Raw genomic sequence first — 22,393 nt, forward strand, 5'->3', positions numbered from 1 at the left:
TATTATGTCAAAAAAAACTGTTTATTTCTTATTAGGTGCTGCTGCAGTTCTTATTGTAGCATTAGTTGCTCTTAAAAATGGTGGAATAATAGGAGATAAAAACGAAGGAAAAGAGGTAGAAACTGCAAAAGTAACGGCTTCAACAATTGTTGAAACAGTCTCTGCAACAGGAAAAATCCAACCCGAAATTGAAGTTAAAATTGCCTCGATGGTTTCGGGCGAAATTATTGCACTGAATGTAAAAGAGGGGCAGGTAGTTAAAAAAGGTGATTTATTAGTAAAAATAAACCCAGATTTATATACCTCTGGGTTAGATAGATCTGTTGCAAATTTAGCAGGAACAAAAGCAAGTCTTACTCAATCTGACGCCAGTTTTAAAGAAGCAAAAGCAAATTACGAACGTAATAAAATATTATATGATAAAGGAGTAATTTCAAAATCGGATTGGGATAAAGCCATTTCTACTTTTGAAGTTGCCAAAGCAACAAAACAAAGTGCTTATTACAATGTTCAAAGTGCTTCGGCATCTGTTACAGAAGCTCGAGATAACTTAGGACGTACCACAATTTATTCTCCTGCGGATGGAACCATTTCTGTCTTAAATGTAGAATTGGGAGAAAGAGTTTTAGGAACACAGCAAATGGCAGGAACAGAACTTTTGCGTGTTGCCAACTTGAATAATATGGAAGTTGAAGTTGATGTAAATGAAAATGATATTGTAAAAATTAAAATAGGAGACGAAGCAAATGTTGAAGTTGATGCTTATTTGAAAAAGAAATTTAAAGGTGTTGTAACTAGTATTTCTAATTCTGCAAGCACTACATTAACTTCAGATCAGGTAACGAATTTTAAAGTTAAAGTTCGTATCCTGAAAGATTCTTATCAAGATTTGTTAGAAGGAAAACCAAGTGCGTATTCTCCTTTTAGACCTGGAATGACGGCTACAGTTGATATTATTACAACAACAAAAACAAATGTTTTGGCAGTACCAATTAGTTCTGTTGTAGTAAAATCGGACACTACGGCTGTAAAAGATTTTACGGTTGAAGATCCAAATGAAGATAAAAAAGCAGCTCCAAAAAGCGATAAAAAATTCGAATGCGTTTTTGTGAAAGTTGGAGACAAAGCTAAAATTAGAATCATTAAAACCGGAATTCAAGATGATACTAATATTGAAGTAATTTCTGGCCTAAAATCGGGGGATGTTGTTATTACAGGTCCATACACAACAGTTTCTAAAGATCTTAATTCTGGAGATAAAGTGAAGCTTAAAAAAGCCGAAGCTCCAAAAAAATAATATTCAAGAATATTGTCATCCTGAGCGAAGTCGAAGGCTTTAAAGCAAGAAAGGCTTCGACTTCACTCAGTCTGACATAAAACAACTAATTTTTAAAATTTAATACTTTGTCTTTTATTCTCAATATCGAAACGGCTACTAAAAATTGTTCTGTATCTATTGCAAAAGATGGTCAGACCATTGTTTGCAGTGAATTGGCTGATGAAGGATATTCTCATGCCGAAAAACTTCATGTCTTTATTGAAGAAGTAATAGCAAAAGCAGGAATATCGGCGCAGGATTTAAAAGCTGTTGCAGTTAGCCAAGGGCCTGGATCATATACGGGTTTGAGAATTGGTGTTTCTGCGGCAAAAGGCTTGTGTTATGCTTTAAGTATTCCGTTGATAGCTATCGATACCATGCAGACTTTAGCATCACAAGCGGAAGTTACAGACGGAAAAATTATACCTATGTTAGATGCGCGCCGTATGGAAGTTTACAGCGCTATTTTTAATTCAGATTTGACTCTTGAAAGAGCTATTAAAGCCGAAATAATAGACGAAAACTCATTTCACGAATATACAGACAAGCTTTACTTTGTTGGCGATTGCGCTGAGAAATGTAAAACGGTTTTGACTAAAGACAACTTTGTGTTTTTAGAAAACATAAAATATCCTTCTGCACAAGCAATGAGTAAAATCAGTTTTGATAAGTATCAAAAAAGCGACACTGTAGATGTCGCTTATTTTGAACCTTATTATTTAAAAGATTTTATGATTGCTCCTCCAAAGAAACAATAATATTATTTCTGTATTGTGTACGGTTGAATTGCAATTCCAGCTTCATCTAAAGCTATTTTACAATTCTCTAAAGTTTCAGAAAAAACAGCTCCATAATTGGCATTTTTTGCCCAAGGACGAACAGCAAAATCAATAGAACTTGCCGATAGATTTTTTACAAAAACCTCTGGCGCAGGTTTCTTTAAGACTTTAGGATTGTTGTTTAGAACATCTAAAAGAATTTCTTTTGCCTTTTTAATGTCTGAATCATAAGAAATAGCAAAAGTCAAATCTGCTCTTCTCTCTCCCTGCATTGAGTAATTGATAATATTTCCGTTAGATAAAGAGCCATTGGGAACAAATACAGTCTGATTGTTTGCAGTAAGCATTTTGGTTACAAAAATCTGGATTTCAAGAACCGTTGCAACGACACCTTGTGCTTCTATTGTGTCTCCAACTTTAAATGGTTTGAAAACAATGATTAGCATTCCTCCAGCAAAATTAGAAAGCGATCCTTGCAATGATAAACCAACCGCAAGACCCATTGCTCCTAAAATAGCCACAAACGAAGAAGTTTCTATTCCTAATTTAGAAATAAAGGTTACAAACAATAATATTCGCAGTGCCCACAATAGAATATCGGATAAAAATTTTGTCAGCGTCGGATCGAGATTTCGCTGAATCATTATTTTTTTAATAATTCGATTAATTAGTCTGATGGCGTATAAACCAACAAATAATATTAAAAATGCGGAAATCAGTTTTGGTGAGTAATCAACTAAAATGTCAATAAAACGGCTGATGTACTTACTGACTTGTTCTGGACTAAGATTCATAAATTTTAAAATAAAAAAACCTTCTCATAAGAGAAGGTGTATTAATACTGCAAATATAAAAATATTTACATTATCGGAAAATGTCTTTATGCTTTATCAGCATTGTCATCAGCTATTTCTTCTACTTCTGAGGCAGATTTTTCACTTGTATCAACAACAGTTTCAGAAATAGTTTCTGGTGCTTCACTTGTTAACGACGCAGTTTTTTGTTTAACAGAGTCAACGGCATCATTTATCGCTTCAGATGCTTTGTCTGCATACTCGCTTACCGTTTCTTTTGCCTTTTCAGCATACTCTGAAGCGCGGTCAATAATTGGTTCCGAAACCTCTTTTACTTTTTCAATAGTTTCTTCAGCAAAAGCTTCAGCTTTCTCAATATAAGGTGCAGCAGCTTCTTTTGCTTGTTCAAAAGTCTCTTCGGCATTATTTGCCAATTCAGTTACAGACTCTTTGGTTGAGCCAAATAAATTTTTAAAAAATGAAGATAATCCCATGGTTTTTAATTAATTGGTTAAGAATGCAATATTAATTAATTTTATAGAACCACTTGTTTTTTTAATGGCAAATAATTGATATCTAATGTTTAATAATAAAAAAAGCGCCTCATTGAGACGCTTTGTATGATATTTTTTATGGAATTAAGCGTTTACTGCTTCTACTTTTATAGCTTCATCATTCAGCATGCTTTTTAGCATATTTTCGATACCGCTTTTTAAAGTAAAGGTAGACGAAGGACATCCGCTGCAAGCACCTTGCAATAATACTTTTACCGTTTTGTCATCTTCATTATAAGATTCAAAAGCAATATTTCCTCCATCTGCAGCTACAGCTGGTTTTACATACTCTTCTAAGATGTTAATGATTTGCTGTGAAGTCACATCCAATTTATCAAAAGCTTCATCTTTTGTTGCTTCAGTTTTAGCTTTAGTTTCAATTAAACTTTCATCTAAAACAGTTCCTCCGTTTTCAATAAATTGTTTAATGAAAGTTCTTAATTCTAAAGTAATTTCATCCCAGTTATTGATTTCATATTTTGTAACTGAGATATAGTTTTCATCAATAAAAATTTCTTTCACATAAGGAAATTTGAATAATTCCTGAGCTAATGGAGAAGAAGCAGTCTGATCAATATTTTTATATTCTACGGCATTGCGAGTAAGCATTCTGCTCACAACAAATTTCAATGCAGAAGGATTTGGAGTTGTTTCTCCGTATACTGTAATAGGCTGTTTTTTAGGTTTTGTTTCATCGATTTTGATGATAACGCCGCCTTTGTCCACAAAAGCACTGATTTGCTCAGCAACGGCATCTTTTACATCATCCCAATCTACAATGCTGTATCTTTCGATAGCAATAAAGTTTCCTGAAATATAAACTGTTTTAACAAATGGCAGATAAAATAATTGTTGTGCTAGAGGAGAAGCCTGTGCTTCATCGATATTTTTGAACTCAAAGTTCTGGTTTTGAGTAATGAAATCCTCAAATTCAAACTTTAAAATAGTTGGATTTTGAGTCTCTTTTATAGTGATTTTAGTCATGGTAATATATTTTTTGCAAATTTACTAAAGTTATTTTCTACTAATGGCTATATTTGGTTTTTTAATGAAATAATTAAGACTCTTTTCAAATAAATCGTGTTAAATTGCAAGAGTGAAAATTATAAGGAAACAATATTGTCTTTATGAAATTAAAAATCAAGGTTTTATTAATTTTTCTCATTGTTGCTTTTCACTCTTATTCCCAAGAGGGAATACCTGTTTATTCTGATTATTTGTCTGATAATTATTACCTTATTCATCCTTCTATGGCAGGTGCGGCAAATTGTGCCAAAGTACGATTGACAGCCAGAAAACAATGGTTTGGAGAGGAAGATTCTCCATCATTGCAGACTTTGAGTTTTAATGGAAGAATTGGCGAACGTTCTGGAGCCGGGATTATTGTTTTTAATGACAAGAATGGATATCATTCTGAAAAAGGCGTGAAGCTGACTTATGCACATCATATTATGTTTTCGAGAGATGAACTTGATTTGAATCAGTTGTCTTTTGGAATCAGTGGAGGTTTAATACAAAACCAATTAGACGAAACAAAATTTGGCAATACTTTCGATCCAATAGTTTTTGGTTCCATTCAAAAAGATTCTTATTTCAATATTGATGTTGGGGCTTCTTATAATTATTTGAATTTCTATGCACACGCAACAGTTCAAGGATTATTAGAAACGAGAAGAGAATTATATTCAGATTATGAAAACGATAATCTTAGAAAGTTTTTATTTAGCGCTGGTTATGTGTTTGGTAAAAATGATAATTGGACTTGGGAGCCTTCGATTCTTTTCCAGCTATTTGATCAGACAAAAGAAAAGACACTTGATATAAATATGAAAGCCTACAAAAACATGGATTTTGGAAGTCTGTGGGCTGCATTATCTTATAGAAGAGGTTTTGATGGAGCGCAATATATTTCAGGAAGCGGAGTAGCATCTCAGAAATTACAATACTTTACGCCAATTATTGGAGTTAACTACAAGAACTTTATGTTTGCTTATACGTATTCTCAAGTAATGGGAGATGTTAAGTTTGACACTGGAGGATATCATCAAATTACTCTAGGGATTAATTTATTCTGTAAAAAAGAACGTTACGACTGTAATTGTCCTGCCATTAATTAAATTTATTTTTATGCTAATTAAATCTGTAAACGGAAAATCACCTCTTATTCCAGAGGATTGTTATGTGGCCGAAAATGCTACTATTGTTGGAGATGTAACTTTTGGAGAATCTTGCAGCGTTTGGTTTAATGCTGTTGTGAGAGGAGATGTTCATTTTATTAAAATTGGAAACAAAGTAAACATTCAAGATGGCGCTGTAATTCATTGCACATATCAAAAACATCCGACTGTGATTGGAAATAATGTTTCAATTGGTCACAATGCAATTGTTCACGGATGTACTATTCATGATAATGTTTTGATAGGAATGGGCGCTATTGTAATGGATAATTGTGTGGTTGAAAGCAATGCCATAATTGCTGCGGGAGCTGTAGTAACCCAAAATACGGTTGTAACTTCTGGAAGTATTTACGCTGGTGTTCCTGCTAAAAAAGTAAAAGACATTGATCAATCTGATTTTGCCGGCGAAATTGAACGTATTTCGAGTAATTACATAATGTATTCAAGCTGGTTCAAAGAAGAAAAATAAAAAATAAAAAATACCAAAATAGAAATTCCAAATTCCAAGAGTTTAAGCTTTTTGGAATTTGGAATTTTTTATTATTGGAATTTCATAAATTAGAGGTTGATTTTTTCGAAGAAAGTATTTTTATAGCTTTCGCTGATTGGAATTCTTTTATCGCTTATCAAAACTTTGTTTTTCTGAATCGATTTTACATGTTTGATATTGATAATATACGATCTATGAATTCTTGCAAAACCTTTGTTTGAAAGCAGATTTTCAAGCTTGATTAAACTGATTAAAGTCAGCGTAAATTTATTATCTGTAGTATAAATTTTGACATAATCTTTAAGACCTTCTATAAAAAGAATATCGGCAAAATTCAATTTTACGTTTTCATATTCAGCTCGAACAAACATAAAATCCTGTTCTATTTCAGGCGTATTATTATTTTCAGTAGGCACTTGAGTTGCCGCAGGCTGTAAAACCTGCTGCGCTCTTACAACAGCTTTTAAAAATCGATGAAACGGAATTGGTTTTACTAAATAATCGACTGCTCCTAGATTAAATCCTTCTACAGCATAATCAGAATAAGCAGTTGTAAAAATAACCAGTGGCTTTTTTTCTATGGTATTTAAAAAATCAATTCCAGAAAAATGAGGCATCTGAATATCGAGAAATATCAGATCAACATTATTCTGATTGATAAATGAAACGGCATCAATAGCATTATTGAAAGTGCTAATTAGTTCCAGAGTATCAACCTTTTTGACAAAATCCTGTAATAGATCTACAGCTAGAGGTTCGTCATCAATAATTACACATTTCATCTTTTCTGAATTGGTTTTTAAAATTTATTTTGCATCCAAAAGTAATTTGAAACCAGTAAATTAAGTTTTAAAATTTTCATAAAATACTGGTTTTTACAAATCAAATTAAGCGTTAACTGTTATTGTTTTTAATCTATTGCGGTTTTAATTTCGTCTAACTTTAAATTCAAATGAACTCGGTAATAGTTATCATCTTGTGTAATGGTCAGTTCGTGTGCATTTGGATATAGGAGATCAAGACGGTTTTGAATATTGACTAATCCAATTCCTGAATTTTCTGGATCTTTCACATAGTTTTCAATTGTATTTTCGATCCAAAAATCAAGATTATGATCTGTAATCAGGATTTTGATTTTTACGTGAGCTGCACCTTTATAATCAGTTCCATATTTAAAAGCATTTTCTACAAAAGAAATCAATAATAAAGGCTCGATAAACTTGTTTTTGGTATCGCCATGAACATTGATCACAATGTCTTCAATATTGTTTAATCGCAGTTTTTGCAAATCGATATAATTTTGAATATAATTGACCTCTTTTTCTAAAGCCACCGTTTTGTTGTCTGTCTCATACAGCATATAGCGCATAAGTTCGGACAAGGTTACGATGGCATCAGGGACCAAATCAGATTTTTTGTGTGCGAGAGAATAAATACTGTTTAAGGAATTAAATAAAAAATGCGGATTGGTTTGTTTGCGCAAATAAATTAATTCTGTATTTGTTCTATGAGTTTCGGCAATCAGTTTATTTTGCTGATTATTATAAAATTCAGTTAATGTTCTAATAATTGCTGAGATTGTAATAATGAGAATATAGAAAAATGAAGGAGCAATTTTGAAAAAAAACGGTTGTCTCATTTCTATTCTGTGATGCATTTTGCCACCTTTAGGAAAAAAATGTGGGTCACGAATAATGGTTTCAGAATGCATCATATTTTCGGGTCTTAAATGTCTAAATTCTGGAACAAAATAATTTAATCGTATTGCCATAAATAGGACAATCAAGCCAATAGCAAACGCACCATACAGCCAATATTTTTTTTGCAGCAGATAATTTGGAACCAAATAAAAATAGTTCAGATAAAACAAGAAAATTCCTGAAAGCCATTGGGCATAAAAATCGTTGTCGAGCTTAAACGGACTTTCATAAAACTGAATTAATGAAGTCAGAATAAAGAAGATCCAAATCATGAAATGGAATAATATTTTGTTGTAGCCTGTATTTTTAATGGTATCGATCTGCATTTACAATTTTATTTTTAATAAAATTAGTTCATTTTTGGTTACCGTTGGAGATAAGTTTTGTTTGAGTTTTTGCTTTACTAAATCAGCAACTTTCAAAGCATCGCTCTCTGTTTCAAAACTTTTAGTATCGCTTATTACGGGAATAATAGATTGTTTAATTAAAACTCTTTCTTGGTAGGTAATTGTATATCCCCATCCAGAATTTGTTTTAAAAGACGCGGTAGTTAAGGCTTCTTTTTTTGCGCACGCAGTAAAAAGTAAAAAAAGTGCAAAAACGATTAAATTCTTCTGGATAGTAATCCAGAAGAATTTTTTAATTTTAGTTATCATCATCGCTTTGTTCGTCTAATGGCTTGAATTCCCAAGCATCGTCAAAGTAAGTAGATCCAACTCTTCCTAACATATAAAATCCGCGGTTATTGATTGAGAAGCCAACAGCATCCGTTCTTGTAGCGCCTTCCATCGGAGTTCTTTCTGTCCATAAATCAGTTGATGGATTATACTCCCAAACTGTTTTGATGTTTTCGCCTCCTACAATATATCCTAAACCATTCATAGAAAAACTTGAAGCATTAGAACGAACAATCGCATAATCGTCGTTGTAGCTGTAATCGTCATCAGTATCTTTATCAATGTCTCTTTTTCTTGTCCAAACATCTGTTGATGGATCAAACTCCCAGAAATCTTCCTGATAAACGCCATTGTTTACGCCAGTTACTAAATATGCTTTGTCTGCAATTGTAAACACTGTCGCATTGCGTCTTTTGTTACCGCTAAAACCATTTACAAGAGTCCAAGTATTGGCTTGATCATCGTATTGATAAAAATCTTTTAAATAGTTTCCGTCGTAACCTGTTCCAAAATACGCTTTGCCACCAACCTGAAAACCTACGGCAGCGTAACGAGCTGTTCCTGCAAAATCTGTTTTTTGTGTCCAGCTGTTTGTAGAAGGATCATATTGATAGAAATCCTTCAGTTTGTTTGTTCCGTCATAACCAAGGCCAACATAGCCTTTTTCGTTTAATGCAAAACTAGAAGCAGAACTTCTTCCAATACCGCCAAAATCAGCTTTCTGTTCCCAATAATCTCCATTTGAGTTGTAAACCCATAAATCTTTTAAATAAACGTCGCCAGTATAGCCGCCTACTACATAAGCATAATCTCCAATAACGAAACTTGTAGCACTAGATCTTGCAGGGCCATCAAAGGCTGATTTTTTAATCCAGTTTCCTACCAAATCATCATCGTCATCATCATTGCTGCAGCTTATAAAAAAGAGGCTTGAAAAAAGCGCTGCGAATAAAATTCCTTTTTTTAGATTAATCATAGTGTATTTAATATTTATTGTTTGTATTTGATCCCGATTCCTAAAACGTAGCCATTTCCGGTATTATAGTCGTATATTTTATGGTCATTGCTATCTAGTAAATTGTATTTTTTGTTGAAATCATAACCAGCTTTAAAATTTAAAAACCAATTGCCTCCAACATTTCTTTCGTATTCTAAAGCCGAAGTCATTTGCGATAAAGCCGCTTTTTCGGCATTGTCATCTGCACTGGATGTTTCGTCTAAATGATAAAAGTTTCCATTAAAACTATTTGTCAGACTGAATTTGTTTCGATCGTTATTGGAATATGAAATTTTTGAGTCTGGAAATCCAATTCTAAAATCGGTTTTATCATTCATTTTATAATCAAAAGCAACAATCGGTGTAATCTTTGGTGCTCCAAAAATTGATGTTCGGCCAAATCCAGCAATTAAACTTAGTTTTGAACCAATCTGTTGGCTGATTTCTAAACTTCCTAAAACAGTAACATCTGAAAAATCCAGTTTGCTCTGAAAATTAGCTGTTGGAATAACTGAAAGCTTACATTTTGTTTTTTCTGCTATTTCAGATGAATATTCAAACTTGTTTTGAATTTGATTGTACTTATCTTGATCTGCATAAAAATCATAAGGATTCAATTCATAATTCACCTTCAGATTAGAATATTCTAACGTGTTCGCTATTTTGCTTTTTGTTTCTATTTTTTTCTGATAAAAAACAGCAATGTTTGTTTCGCTAAAATTTATCTTTTCTGTTGGCTCAGTTTTGAAATTAATAGCGGCGCTAAAATTTTCCTGAGCTTTCAAACCTAAAAAGGAAATCAAAAAAAGAGAACAAACTAAAAACCTTACTTTCATTATTTATTTTATTGGTTCAAAATTAGATGGATGACGCCCTTAAAAAAAAGAAGATATATGTATGACGTGTTTTGATAGACAAAATCGTCGTTTTTAAGGCCGAATTAAAATTTTAGAATATAATTTAGATTATAGATTGTTTTATGCTGTTTGTAGCCTAAAAAAGCGCAGTAGTATATGTTATAGTGTGTTGCCAAAGTGTGCAATTTATATTTGCTCAAAAATTAGATTATGCACAAGTTTATATTGATACTGCTTTTTATACTGACCTTATTTTCATGTGGTACAGATACAGATACTGGAGAATTTACTGTTGGGTCAGATTATTTGGCTTTAAGCAATAAAGTGATTATGATTGATACGGTGACAGTCAATATGTCGACAATTAATTTTGATTCACTCGCCACTTCTAACCGAGGAAGAATTCTGATAGGGAATTACGATGATCCTATTTTCGGAAAAGTAAAATCAGATAGCTATTTTCAGCTTTCTACAAGTAATTATGCTTTGTCTAGCGTGGGTTCAGATACAGAGTCGGTGAATTATGTATTTGATTCGATTTCTATGATTCTTAAGTACGACAAATATTATTATGGAGACACGACGAGAGTTCAGACATTTAATATTTATAGATTAACTCAAAAAGTTAAGCCCAACAAAGACGATAATAATTTCTATAATAACTCAACGCTTACTTACAGTCCAGAAAGCCTAGGTAGAATATCTTATAAACCGAGACCGAAGGAAAAAGATTCGATTAATATTCAGATGAGTAAAGAATTTGGCGAAGCTCTTTTTCAAAAAATAAAGAAAAGAGAAGTTACAGATTTTGATAGTTTTACAGAATATCTGAAGGGATTTGTACTGGTTCCAGAAAATTCAAGTTCTTCGAATGTTATCGGATTTAGTGTTTCTGAAAGTAAGGTTCGGTTATATTATTCGAAGTACCAAACAGACAACGAAACTCCACTTATAATAGATTTTTCAATTTTAGATGCTACTAAGCAGTTTAATTCTATTTCGCTCGATAAAACAGGAACATTACTGCAAAACCTACCAGTATCCACGGGTACATTATCTAGTACATTACTCAATAATCAGGGATTTATACAATCGGGAACAGGAGTTGCTTGTCGGATAGACTTTCCTAACATAAAACAGTTTAAGAATATTTCTGCAAATGGTGCTATTGTAGATGCAGAATTAATTCTTAAGCCAGTTAATAATACGTATTCAGAAAAATATCCTTTGGCAGATTCGTTAACTGTTTATGTAGGGGATAATTTAAATAGAATAAGCGGAACGCTTCTAAATGCAGCAGGTTCTTCAGTTTATGGAAAGCTGAGTAAAAGCAGAGATGAGTTTAATGAAAATGTTGGGTATTCCATTCCGATCGGAAACTTTCTCCAGAAAGAAATGCTAAAACAATCTGATTCAAGATCATCGCTCATCTTAACATTGCCCGGAATTGCACAATCTGTTGATAGAATCGTTTTGGGCAATCAAAAACACGCGAACAATAAAATTCAGCTGAAAATTTATTACATCTCTTACTAAATGAAAAATAAAATTGTTCTATGGAGTGGCTTCCTTTTAATGTCGCTAACTTCATTTTCTCAAAGCATTTCAAGCTCTCCATATTCACTTTATGGCGTAGGAAGTTTGTATGATTCAGATTTTGGTTATCTGTCTTCAATTGGCGGTTCAGGAATTGCTTTGCCTTCAGATACTTTTATCAATAATTTAAATCCAGCATCGTTAGGATCCATGTATCAGAATCATTTTCTTTTTGATATCGGAGGGAAAGCTATCCAAACAACTTATCAGAGCAGTAATCGTACAGAGAAGCGAAATAATTTTCAGTTTTCTCATTTGGCTCTTGCTTTTCCAGTTACAAAAAATTCAGGTTTTAGTTTAGCGCTTAGGCCATATTCTAGTTCTGTGTTTAAAATCTCAAATTTAAAACTTCCAATTGCAGATAGCCAGGAATATTATTACGTTACGGCACAAGGATCGGGAGGTTTGAATAATTTAGATTTTTCATACGGATATCGACTTGGAAAAAAATTGACAGTAGGAGCAACTGGAACAGTGCTTTTTGGAAATACAGTTGATGATCGTGCTTTTTTAATTTCGAATGCTATTACTACCATTCATAAGCAAACAGATTATCGAGGAGTTCGTGCAACATTAGGAGCTCAATTTAAAATAGATTCTACATTTACAATAGGAACGACATTCAAAGTTCCTACAAGAATAAATGCTTCCAAAGTACAATCTGTAACAAGTATTGCAGATGAGGTAGAATCTTCTATAGAAACCGATAAAGCTTCAGATACCGACGATTATTATATGCCTCTAGAAATAGGTTTTGGAGCCAGTAAGCGATTTAAAAATAATTTGAATGTGACTTTAGATTACGAAAAAAGCTTCTGGGGAAACACCAATCAATCTGAACTTTACGGAAAATTTGTAAATCAGGATCGTTTTGCGCTAGGATTTACGTATAGTGCCAATAAAAATGTTAGAAGATATTGGGATAGAGTTGGGTATGCAGCTGGTGTTAATTTTGATAACGGTTATTTAGAAATTGACAAACAGCGCGTCAATAGCGCATCTATTTCTATTGGACTAAATCTGCCAATTGATAACACCTTTTCGTCACTTAATATTTCTTATTCTTATGGACAGAAAGGCAGAATCGCAAATGATCTAATAAAAGAAAACTACCACAAAATATCATTCAATCTATCGTTGGACGGAATTTGGTTCGTCAAGCGAAAGTTTGAATAATCTAAAAGTCTTTTTTGATTACGGGATATTTATACTCTAAAATTGATTCTAAGACTTTAGGGTCCGAATTGACATAAAATACAGGGTCAATATCTGTACTTTCAGAAAAGCCAACTTTGTCTTTAAGCAGATTTTTAGTTTGGCGTGCAACAGCTTCTCCTGAGTCTATTATTTTAATATGATCTGGGAGAATTTTTTTTATTTGAGGAATCAGATAAGGGTAGTGGCTGCATCCTAAAACTAAGTAATCGATATTAGCTTCAATCATAGGCTGTAGATAAGATTCTAGCAACTGCGTCATCTCTGGCGAGTACAAATTACCATCTTCAATCAGCTGTACAAGTCCGTGTCCAACCTGCTCAACGATTTTGGTGTTATGAAACATCTCAGCAGTTTTATTGAATAGCTCACTGTTTAGTGTTCCTTTTGTAGCTAGAATCCCGATAACCTGAGTTTGAGAATTGTTTGCCGCTGGTTTGATAGCAGGCTCAATTCCAACAAACGGAACATCATAATCTGCACGCAGTTCGACTATAGCATTTGTTGTAGCCGTATTGCAGGCAACAACAATTAGTTTGCAATTATTTTCTAGTAGAAATTCTACGTTTTTTTTGCTTAATGCAACAATCTCATCTTTGCTTCTTTGACCATAGGGTGCATTTTTACTGTCAGCTAGATAAATGGTTTTTTCATTTGGAAGAAGGTCATGAATGGCGCTCCAGATGGAAGTTCCGCCAATGCCAGAATCAAAAACGCCTATAGGATTATTGTTTATCATAAAGCAAATTTACTATTTTTTAAATATAATTCGTAATTCTAAGTTAAGTGAAATCTTGAAATAATACCAAAGATTAGGTTTAATTTTTTGTAAAAAAAAACTGCTCAAATTATACAAAATGAGCAGTTGAATTTTTTAAGATTTAATTTCTTAGAATCCTAAATCTTTTTTAACGTCAGCGGTGATGTTTGGACCATCAGCTAATAATAAAGTAGAACCATCTAAAACATATTGGAAACCTTTAGCTTTTCCAACTTTTTGGATAGAAGCTCTTACTTTTTCCATTAATGGTTTTACGATGTCAGTTTCTTTTTGTTGTAATTCTTTTTGAGCATTGTCTCTGTAGTCAACAATTCTCTTTTGCATATCTTGAACTTCTTTAGAACGCTCACCGTTTACAGCATCAGTTACAGTTGCAGCTTCAGCTTCGTACTTTTTGATTTTTACTTGATATTCGTCAACCATTTTTTTGTATTCAGCATCATATGTACCACTTAATTTTTGCAGTTGATTTTGAGCATCTAGCATAGCAGGCATTTTCGACATGATCTCGCTTACATCAACATGAGCTACCTTCGCTTGCGCGTTCATTGTGTTACTTGCTCCTAAAATAAGAATTGCAGCAATTAGTAAAGTTTTGATTTGTTTCATCATTTTTAAAATATTAATTAATTATTGGTCGTATTTGTTTTTTGTGTTTCGGCTTCTTTTGCTTTTTTAGCCGCTTCTCTTTCTTCTAAAATTTTCTTTCTTCTTTCTTCCAATTCTTTTTTACGCTGTTCGTAAAGCAATTGTCTTTCTTCTGCTTTTGTCATTGCAGGCTGCTCAGTGGTCGGTGTTGCTCCAGTTGCTGTTGGCGTTGCTGTTTTAGCAGTTGAGCTTGTTTTGGCAGCATCTGTTGCAGCAGCAGGAACTGCTGTTGCTGGAGCTGTTCCAGAAACCGTGCCATTTTTTTTAGCTTCTCTTTCCTCTAGCAAAGCTTTTCTTCTATCGTCGTATTCTTTTTTCTTAGCTTCCTGTTCTAATTTTCTGTCTTGAATTAGTTTCTCTCTCGCGGCTCTTTTCTCGTCAAGTGCTTTTTGTCGATCGGCCATTGCTGGATTCTCGTCAATTGCATTCTCAATATTTTCTTTAGCTTCTTGCTCTTTCAATTGTTTTTTGGTCAGCTGCTCACGTTTTTCAGTACGGTTTAAGATTCTTAAAACCTGATCGCTAATATCAAATCTTTTATTGCTGAAAAGCATTGTAAGATCTGACGATTTATCAAAAACAAAATCATAATTTTTTGCTTCGGCTATATCTTGTACAGCAGTAAAAACCTGATCTTGTATAGGCTTTGCTAAAGCTGCTTTTTGTCTCATTAGATTTCCATCAGAACCAAATTGTTTCTGCTGATAATCCATCATTTCTTGTTCAAGAAACTTAATTTCTGTTTCTCTTTCTTCTATTAATTCCTTTGTAAGTAAAGCTTTTTCTGTTTTTAAGCTTTCTTTCAAATTATTTATATTTAATTTTTTGGCTTCAACTTCTTGTTTCCACTTTTGGGCTTTTTGCTCTAATTGTGATTTAGCTTCTTTATAATCGGAAACATTTTCTAAAATATATTCCATGTCGATGTAGCCAATTCGAGTAGTCTTTCCTTGCGCCTGACTTGTATTTGCTACAATCAAGGCTAAAAATATAAATAAAAATTGTTTTCTCATAACATAACTTTATTTGATGATTTTTAACCAAACGTTATTTCTCTAAAATTGTTGTCCAATGATAAAGTGTGTTTCCCAACCATTAGCTTTTGTTTGTCCTGGAAGAGCGTCAAATCCGTAACCAAAGTCAATACCTAATAATCCAAATGCAGGCATGAATACACGTAAACCAGCACCAGCAGAACGATTTAAATCAAATGGGTTGTAATCTTTGAACGTTGGATATGATGAACCTGCTTCTAAGAACGTTAAAGCAAAAATAGATGCCGATGCTTTTAATGTAATTGGGTAACGTAATTCCATAGAGAATTTGTTGTAAATCGTTGCTCCAATTGCATCACCATTTGCATTTACAGGAGTCAAAGAGTTGTTAGGATAACCTCTCAACTGAATTGTCTCTCTACCGTCCATTGAATAGTTTGCCATACCATCACCCCCTAAGTAAAAACGCTCAAACGGAATCACACCTCTTTCTTGGTTATAAGCTCCTAAGAAACCAAACTCTGTAAGGGTTCTTAATACTAGTTTTCCATAAACTTTAGTATACCAGTCTCCTTTAAATTTAACTTTATAATATTCTAACCAGTTGTATTTTTTCTGATCGACTTTTGCTACATCGGTATCAGCGCTTGCATAATCAGATCCAACACTTGTAATTTTTCCAGAACTATCAGTTTTGTAATAATCACCTTTATTAAGAGGCTGACCATAATCATCTGATCTGCTTTCACCAGTATATTGTGTTTTATATTCTTTTTGGTTTTTCAAATCACCATAATCAATACCGTTAAATAATGAATATGGAGGTGTAACTTTTGCAGTAATACTAAACTCAGAACCATAAGTCGGGAATATTGGGTTTACCCCTTTATTACTTCTTGAAAGTCCAATAGTATATGCTAAGTTTCTAGATGCACCATTACCAAAAGTAAACAAACCAGTGTTATAATTGTTCAAGTCGTAGTGCTGATAACTTAAAGATTGTGATAATACAAAATAGTCATCTGGCACTGTTAATCTTTTTGCTAGACCAACTTGAATTGTAAAAATATTAAAACTTTTGCTTTTATCAACAGTTCTGGTGATGTAATTGTTAAGAAATTGCTTACTGTATGAAATAGATGAACTAAATTGTACAGGTTTTTTCCCTCCAAACCATGGTTCTGAGAAAGATAAACTATAGGTTTGGAAATAAGTACTTCCTTGCAAACGAAGCGCAACTTTTTGTCCGTCTCCCATTGGTAAAGGCTTGTAAGCTTCTTTGTCGAACAATTTACGTGCCGAGAAGTTGTTAAACGAAAGTCCCAATGTACCAATGAAACCTCCACCGCCATAACCTCCTTGAAGTTCAACCTGGCTAGATCCTTTTTCTACTACATGATATTCAATATCAACAGTTCCTGCTCCAGCATCAACATTTTTAAATTTAGGATCGATTGCCTCAGGGTCAAAGAAACCTAATTGACCAATCTCACGAATTGTTCTAACTAATTGCTCTTTACTATATTTTTCACCTGGTTTGGTTCTTAACTCGCGGTAAATAACGTGGTCGTTTGTTTTATCATTTCCAACAACAGTAATTTTGTTGAAATAAGCGATAGGGCCTTCAGTTACTCTAATTTCAAAATCGATAGTATCATTAACTGTTTTTACCTCTACGGCATTAATATTCGAGAACAAATAACCATTGTTTTGGTATAAGTTGGTAATATCTTCTGCATCTGGCTTGGACTTATCAGCAATTCTTTTTTCTAATAAAACTCCGTTGTAAGTTTCTCCTTTTTTGATTCCTAAATAACGGCTTAATAGCTGATCAGAATAAACGGTATTACCTAAGAATTTAATATTTCCGAAGTAATATTTATTTCCTTCTTCTACATTAATCTTAATTGCAAGCGTATTTTTTTGCTTGTTATATTGTACAGAATCGTAAATAATACGAGCATCGCGATATCCTTTTTCTTTGTAGGCTGCGATAACTTTTTCTAAGTCAGTTTTGTATTTCTCTGGAATAAATTTAGAAGCTTTAAATACGCGAATGAAATTTTTCTGTTTGGTATCTTTCATCGCGGCACGCAACTGGGTATCTGTAAGTTGTTTATTTCCAGTAAAATCAATGCTGCTGATTTTTACCTTATCTCCTTTGTCTATTCTGATAAGCATATTAACTTGATGCCCATTAATGGTGTCAGGAGTATTTGTAATAGTAACTTTTGTATTATAAAAGCCTTCTTTTTTGTATTTGTTTTCGATGTAATTTTTAGTAGTTGTAATTAAGTTTTCGTTGACAATTTTGTTCTTTGTCAAGTTGTTATCCTTAATTAGTGCTTCGACTTTACTTTTCTTGACACCAACAATTTTAACCTCATTTAATTTAGGAAGCTCAACGATATCTAAGTCTAAATAGATACTGTCATTTTCTACTTTATTAACGTAGAATGCGATTTCATCAAAAAGCCCCAGTTTTCCTAATTTTTTAATTGCGCTGCTTATTTCTTCTCCAGGTACAGTAATTTCCTGTCCTTTTTGAAGTCCTGAAAAGGTAACAACAGTCTGTTCATTGAAGCTTATTTTACCAACAACAGAAACTTTAGCTAGAATATATTTTTTCCCTTGATCAAAAGGAACTCTTTCTTGTGCTTTAATTTGTGAAAAACTACCCAAAAGTAAAAGGGTAAGGACTATTTGTATTTTTTTTTGCAACACTAAAAAATTATTTAATTTGTTCACTGGTTTTTCCAAATCTACGTTCTCTTTTTTGATAACTAATAATAGCCTCATATAAATCTTGGTCTTTAAAGTCTGGCCACAAGACATTAGTAAAATACAATTCTGCGTAGGCAATCTGCCACAGCAAAAAATTACTTATTCTATGTTCTCCACTTGTTCGTATTAATAAATCTACGTCTGGTAAATTTTGCGTGTAAAGATGCTCATTTATAATTGAATCGTCAATAGTGTCTATTGAAATTATATTATTTTTAACTTTATCACTAATTGCTTTTACAGCATTTACCAGTTCCTCTCTGGAGCCATAACTTAAAGCGAGGGTAAGGGTTAAACGAGTATTATTTTTAGTTTTTTCCATAACATCCAAAAGTTCTTTTTGGGCTGTTTTTGGTAATTTATCAAGATTTCCAATTGCATTAAGTCTGATATTGTTTTCTTGAAGGGTAACAAGTTCTTTTTTTAATGAATTGATCAATATTTTCATCAATGCCTGAACCTCCAATTTTGGTCTATTCCAATTTTCTGTAGAAAAAGCATATAGGGTTAAATACTCAATTCCAAGTTTGGCTGAGGTTTTAATGATTTCCTTTACAGATTTTGTTCCATTTTCATGGCCAAACGCGCGTAAAAAGCCTTGTTGTTTTGCCCAGCGCCCGTTGCCGTCCATGATAATGGCAAGGTGTTTAGGTAAGTTTGTGTGATCTATTGATTCTATTAAATTCATTTTTTAGTATGCGCAATAGCATGGTTTTTTTCCAAAGGTATACGTTAAAGTAAGACCTGAGAAAACATACCAGTCATTATTATTTAAATTTCCAAATTTTAAGATATTTGGACTAGTTGTATTAGGATTGCTTCCGTCAATATTATCTGTAAAAGTGTAACGTGCTCCAACTTCAGCTGCTAATATAAAGCGTGGCGATATATTTGATTTTATACCTAATATAATAGGTATCGCTACTGAACTACGATTTTTTTGAGTGTATATTATATTTGGACTTGTAGTATATCTGTATAAGTTGTCAAAAACAAAGTAACTTAAACCTGTAAATACATAAGGACTTACCTTGGTATGGTAGTCATGCAGATTAAAGTCGAAAAAATTGAATTCTAGTCCCGCTGAAAGCTCTTTAATGTCATTGTCAAAACGATAGCCTCTCTGATTTCTTCCGGTTTCATCTGATTTAAAATCATTTCCACTAATGTTTGATTGTGTGTAAGAAAATCTCCATGCGTGTCTTGGACTTCTATTCCATTTGTAAAGAATACCAAAAGCTGGTTTTTCTGGGGAGATGTAAGTTGTTTTTCCAACATCGCCTACAAAGTTACTTCCGCCAAAAAAAACACCAATCTCGTTTATCTGAGCATTTAGTGTAATAAGAGGGAAAAAACATAACAATAAATTAAAAATTTTCTTCATTTAATTCAAAATTGCGTGCAAATATAATAATTATCGATACGAATCAAAGTTCCTTTAGTTAAATGTGCTTTTTTTTCAATTTACATTATGATTTTGAGCCATTTAATGATGATTCACTACATGCAGAACGAGAAAATGTGGTATTATCGTATAGTGAAGAATCAGAAAAGAGTTTAATTTCTTTTATCTTCTCCCCAGAGCAGTTTGTTTCTTAAGGTCTTTAAGAAAGTTTCTCCTGGTATTTCAACCATTTTAATTTTGTAATCTGTTTTTTTAATTTTTAAAATAGACTCGTTTTTCACTGAAGAGATTCTCGAATCTAAGGAAACCAAATATTGATCTTCTCTCCCTGTTACTCGCAGTGTGATTTCGGTATCGTCTGGAATAACAAGCGGTCTGGCGGTTAAATTATGAGGGGCAATCGGAGTGATAACCAGGCTTTTGACATCTGGTGTTAGAATTGGTCCACCACAGCTTAAAGAATATCCTGTAGAGCCAGTTGGTGTTGAAATGATTAATCCATCAGCCCAATAAGAATTTAGGTATTCGTTATTCAAATAAGTTTCTACTGTGATCATCGATGTTGTATCTTTTCTGCTCACGGTAACTTCGTTCATGGCGAAATTAAGTTCTTTGAAAGCTTCATTGTAAGGCTCACATGTAATCCCTAATAAAGTACGTTCTGAAGTTGTATAATTTTTACTAATAACATATTGAAGCAAAATATCAATGTTTTCCTTTTGAACTTTAGCTAGAAAACCTAATCTTCCTGCGTTGATTCCCAATAAAGGAACACCAGAGTTACGAACAAAAGCAGCGGCTCTTAAAATTGTACCATCGCCTCCAATACTAATAAGCATTTCGAAACTATTGTCTAAAGCAGTACTTGGCGAAAAAGTTTTGTATTCTTTTTTTACAAGCTGTTTTTCATAAAGCATGTTCAGGAAGTTTTCTTCAATTACCATCTCGACATTATTGGCATTAAAGAAATTGAAAATGTCTTTTATAATAGGTTCGGTACTGTTCTGATAATATTGTCCGTAAATGGCTATTTTCATTCGTTTTTAAATTAGAGAATTGGTCAATGTGTCAATTAAATAATAGGAAAATTATCTAATCAACTAATTTTCTCATTGGCACATTCAAAACTTATATATTAAGATACTTGTCTAAATAATCTGATCGTTCTTTTAAGCTGTTAATATAGGTGTCTTCCTGATGTTCAGAAATAATTTCATAACCATATCTTCTGTAGGTTTGGATGATTTCATTAATTGCTCCTAAACCAATTTTTACAGTAATCTGAACATTTTCGGTATCAGCCTCAGAAACAAAACATCCTAAAACCTTACCATTATTGCTTTCTACAATTTGGTTCACCTCACTCATAGAATAATCCAAAAGGCCTTTTTGAACAATAATTATGGCGCCTGGTTCTTTTAAAAACGGAGTCTCTTGAAAGAATTTCATGATGTCTTCCATTTCATAATAACCAATATAGTTATTATTTTCGTCAAGAATTGGGAGAAGGTTGGTGTGGTTCTTGGCAAAAACTTCTAGAACATCAAGCCAGATCATCGATTTTCTGGCAAAAAAACGTTCTAAAGTATATTTGTAATCAATTGCTTTTTTTTCAATGTCAAATGTTTCAACATCGTCAGAAGAGATGCTTCCAATAAAAACACCATCTTCTAAAATCGGGAAATGAGAAAAATTTACATCGATAAAAAAGTCCTGAATCGAGGCTATCGTTTCCTGACTGTCAATCGCTCTGAAATCGTTTGTGATATAGTTTGTAATTTCTGTCATAAATCAATTGAAGATATTTGATGCAAAATAATCAAAAAATACCGAAAACTGCTCTGTTTTACTTTGTATTTTTGTCGTAACAAATATAATGTTACTAGAATTAATATCAATTTATATGACAAAATTAAGTGTAAATATCAATAAAATAGCAACGCTTCGAAATGCCCGTGGCGGAAATGTTCCAGATTTATTAAAAGTGGCAGCAGATATTCAGCGATTTGGAGGGCAGGGAATTACCATTCATCCTCGTCCAGACGAGCGTCATATTCGTTATCAGGATGCACGCGATTTAAAAGCGGTTGTTACAACAGAATATAATATTGAAGGAAATCCGCAGCATAATTTTATTGATTTGGTTTTAGAATGCAAACCAGATCAAGTGACATTGGTTCCAGATGCAATTGGAGCAATAACTTCGTCTGCTGGTTGGGATACTATTAAAAATCAAGATTATTTAACAGAAGTTATTCAGGAATTTCAAAGAAACGGAATCAGAACTTCAATTTTTGTTGACCCGATTTTAGAAATGATCGAAGGAGCAAAAAAGACAGGAACAGATAGAATTGAATTATACACTGAATCTTTTGCGCACCAATATAGTTTAGGAAACGAAAAAGGAATTGAACCTTACACTAAAGCTGCAGAATTGGCAAACGAACTAGGTTTAGGAATCAATGCTGGACACGATTTAAGTTTGGATAATATTAAGTTTTTCAAGCAAAATATTCCAGGATTATTGGAAGTTTCTATTGGTCACGCTTTAATTTCAGAGGCACTTTACCTTGGTTTGGACAATACTGTAAATATGTATCTGAATAAATTGAAATAATTCTTTAAA

The 22,393-nt window shown here is 33.0% G+C and carries 23 protein-coding genes; 7 read left to right on the forward strand and 16 right to left on the reverse strand.

The window, feature by feature from the left end:
• The first annotated feature begins 4 nt into the window (after window positions 1-4).
• Both DMB71_RS07115 and tsaB read left to right on the forward strand, forming a co-directional pair.
• Window positions 5-1,297: an efflux RND transporter periplasmic adaptor subunit gene (locus DMB71_RS07115; RefSeq protein ID WP_111364882.1), complete on the forward strand. Its 1,293-nt coding sequence runs from the start codon at window positions 5-7 to the stop codon at window positions 1,295-1,297.
• A 107-nt stretch (window positions 1,298-1,404) separates the two neighbouring features.
• Window positions 1,405-2,076, forward strand: coding sequence for a tRNA (adenosine(37)-N6)-threonylcarbamoyltransferase complex dimerization subunit type 1 TsaB (gene tsaB / locus DMB71_RS07120; protein WP_111364883.1), 672 nt, complete (start codon window positions 1,405-1,407; stop codon window positions 2,074-2,076).
• A 2-nt stretch (window positions 2,077-2,078) separates the two neighbouring features.
• On the opposite strand, the gene DMB71_RS07125 is transcribed toward tsaB, so the two are convergent.
• The 3 genes from DMB71_RS07125 to DMB71_RS07135 all read right to left on the reverse strand — a co-directional run bounded on the left by DMB71_RS07125 (window position 2,079) and on the right by DMB71_RS07135 (window position 4,429).
• On the reverse strand, window positions 2,079-2,891 hold the full coding sequence (locus DMB71_RS07125) for a mechanosensitive ion channel family protein (RefSeq protein ID WP_111364885.1): 813 nt from the start codon (window positions 2,889-2,891) through the stop codon (window positions 2,079-2,081).
• Window positions 2,892-2,977: 86 nt separating this feature from the next.
• The gene (locus tag DMB71_RS07130) at window positions 2,978-3,385 is read right to left on the reverse strand and encodes a YtxH domain-containing protein (RefSeq protein WP_111364886.1); all 408 of its coding nucleotides are present in this window, start codon (window positions 3,383-3,385) and stop codon (window positions 2,978-2,980) included.
• Between the two features lie 144 nt (window positions 3,386-3,529).
• The gene (locus tag DMB71_RS07135) at window positions 3,530-4,429 is read right to left on the reverse strand and encodes a NifU family protein (RefSeq protein ID WP_111364888.1); all 900 of its coding nucleotides are present in this window, start codon (window positions 4,427-4,429) and stop codon (window positions 3,530-3,532) included.
• Between the two features lie 143 nt (window positions 4,430-4,572).
• Here DMB71_RS07135 and DMB71_RS07140 point away from each other — a divergent pair, with 143 nt between their 5' ends.
• Both DMB71_RS07140 and DMB71_RS07145 read left to right on the forward strand, forming a co-directional pair.
• On the forward strand, window positions 4,573-5,562 hold the full coding sequence (locus DMB71_RS07140) for a PorP/SprF family type IX secretion system membrane protein (RefSeq protein WP_111364889.1): 990 nt from the start codon (window positions 4,573-4,575) through the stop codon (window positions 5,560-5,562).
• Between the two features lie 10 nt (window positions 5,563-5,572).
• Complete coding sequence (locus DMB71_RS07145) at window positions 5,573-6,091, forward strand: gamma carbonic anhydrase family protein (RefSeq protein ID WP_111364891.1); 519 nt, start codon at window positions 5,573-5,575, stop codon at window positions 6,089-6,091.
• 89 nt (window positions 6,092-6,180) lie between these two features.
• On the opposite strand, the gene DMB71_RS07150 is transcribed toward DMB71_RS07145, so the two are convergent.
• From DMB71_RS07150 to DMB71_RS07170, 5 genes are all read right to left on the reverse strand, one after another.
• Window positions 6,181-6,894 (reverse strand): LytR/AlgR family response regulator transcription factor, encoded by a 714-nt coding sequence (locus tag DMB71_RS07150; RefSeq protein ID WP_111364892.1) that lies wholly within the window; start codon window positions 6,892-6,894, stop codon window positions 6,181-6,183.
• A 128-nt stretch (window positions 6,895-7,022) separates the two neighbouring features.
• The gene (locus DMB71_RS07155) at window positions 7,023-8,138 is read right to left on the reverse strand and encodes a sensor histidine kinase (protein WP_111364894.1); all 1,116 of its coding nucleotides are present in this window, start codon (window positions 8,136-8,138) and stop codon (window positions 7,023-7,025) included.
• Window positions 8,139-8,471, reverse strand: a complete 333-nt coding sequence (locus DMB71_RS07160; protein ID WP_111364895.1) for a DUF4907 domain-containing protein — start codon at window positions 8,469-8,471, stop codon at window positions 8,139-8,141.
• Complete coding sequence (locus tag DMB71_RS07165) at window positions 8,458-9,465, reverse strand: Kelch repeat-containing protein (RefSeq protein ID WP_111364897.1); 1,008 nt, start codon at window positions 9,463-9,465, stop codon at window positions 8,458-8,460. Before DMB71_RS07165 ends, DMB71_RS07160 begins: the two co-directional genes overlap by 14 nt.
• Before the next feature lie 14 nt (window positions 9,466-9,479).
• Window positions 9,480-10,322 carry a DUF6268 family outer membrane beta-barrel protein gene (locus tag DMB71_RS07170; protein ID WP_111364898.1) on the reverse strand — a complete coding sequence of 281 codons (843 nt, stop codon included), beginning with the start codon at window positions 10,320-10,322 and terminating at the stop codon, window positions 9,480-9,482.
• A 231-nt stretch (window positions 10,323-10,553) separates the two neighbouring features.
• Between DMB71_RS07170 and DMB71_RS07175 the strand changes: the two genes are divergently transcribed.
• Both DMB71_RS07175 and DMB71_RS07180 read left to right on the forward strand, forming a co-directional pair.
• Window positions 10,554-11,879 (forward strand): DUF4270 family protein, encoded by a 1,326-nt coding sequence (locus DMB71_RS07175; RefSeq protein ID WP_111364900.1) that lies wholly within the window; start codon window positions 10,554-10,556, stop codon window positions 11,877-11,879.
• A complete protein-coding gene (locus DMB71_RS07180; RefSeq protein WP_111364901.1) occupies window positions 11,880-13,115 on the forward strand; it encodes an aromatic hydrocarbon degradation protein in 1,236 nt (411 codons plus the stop codon).
• Window position 13,116: 1 nt separating this feature from the next.
• Here DMB71_RS07180 and murI read toward each other — a convergent pair whose 3' ends face one another.
• The 8 genes from murI to DMB71_RS07220 all read right to left on the reverse strand — a co-directional run bounded on the left by murI (window position 13,117) and on the right by DMB71_RS07220 (window position 21,555).
• Window positions 13,117-13,893 carry a glutamate racemase gene (murI, locus tag DMB71_RS07185; RefSeq protein ID WP_111364903.1) on the reverse strand — a complete coding sequence of 259 codons (777 nt, stop codon included), beginning with the start codon at window positions 13,891-13,893 and terminating at the stop codon, window positions 13,117-13,119.
• Window positions 13,894-14,043: 150 nt separating this feature from the next.
• Window positions 14,044-14,547 (reverse strand): OmpH family outer membrane protein, encoded by a 504-nt coding sequence (locus DMB71_RS07190; protein WP_170830271.1) that lies wholly within the window; start codon window positions 14,545-14,547, stop codon window positions 14,044-14,046.
• 14 nt (window positions 14,548-14,561) lie between these two features.
• On the reverse strand, window positions 14,562-15,596 hold the full coding sequence (locus tag DMB71_RS07195; RefSeq protein WP_111364904.1) for an OmpH family outer membrane protein: 1,035 nt from the start codon (window positions 15,594-15,596) through the stop codon (window positions 14,562-14,564).
• A gap of 42 nt (window positions 15,597-15,638) precedes the next feature.
• Window positions 15,639-18,377, reverse strand: a complete 2,739-nt coding sequence (gene bamA, locus DMB71_RS07200; protein ID WP_111364906.1) for an outer membrane protein assembly factor BamA — start codon at window positions 18,375-18,377, stop codon at window positions 15,639-15,641.
• Window positions 18,310-19,050, reverse strand: coding sequence for an isoprenyl transferase (locus DMB71_RS07205; RefSeq protein WP_111364908.1), 741 nt, complete (start codon window positions 19,048-19,050; stop codon window positions 18,310-18,312). The genes bamA and DMB71_RS07205 overlap by 68 nt, the downstream gene beginning before the upstream one ends.
• A gap of 3 nt (window positions 19,051-19,053) precedes the next feature.
• Complete coding sequence (porG, locus tag DMB71_RS07210) at window positions 19,054-19,746, reverse strand: type IX secretion system protein PorG (RefSeq protein ID WP_111364909.1); 693 nt, start codon at window positions 19,744-19,746, stop codon at window positions 19,054-19,056.
• A gap of 173 nt (window positions 19,747-19,919) precedes the next feature.
• Window positions 19,920-20,804, reverse strand: coding sequence for an NAD kinase (locus DMB71_RS07215; protein ID WP_111364911.1), 885 nt, complete (start codon window positions 20,802-20,804; stop codon window positions 19,920-19,922).
• A gap of 91 nt (window positions 20,805-20,895) precedes the next feature.
• Window positions 20,896-21,555, reverse strand: a complete 660-nt coding sequence (locus DMB71_RS07220) for a CBS domain-containing protein (protein ID WP_111364912.1) — start codon at window positions 21,553-21,555, stop codon at window positions 20,896-20,898.
• 115 nt (window positions 21,556-21,670) lie between these two features.
• On the opposite strand from DMB71_RS07220, the gene DMB71_RS07225 reads away from it, so the two are divergent.
• Window positions 21,671-22,384, forward strand: a complete 714-nt coding sequence (locus DMB71_RS07225) for a pyridoxine 5'-phosphate synthase (RefSeq protein ID WP_111365125.1) — start codon at window positions 21,671-21,673, stop codon at window positions 22,382-22,384.
• The last annotated feature ends 9 nt before the right edge of the window (window positions 22,385-22,393 follow it).

Source organism: Flavobacterium tistrianum (genome assembly GCF_003254545.1).
Lineage (GTDB): Bacteria > Bacteroidota > Bacteroidia > Flavobacteriales > Flavobacteriaceae > Flavobacterium > Flavobacterium tistrianum.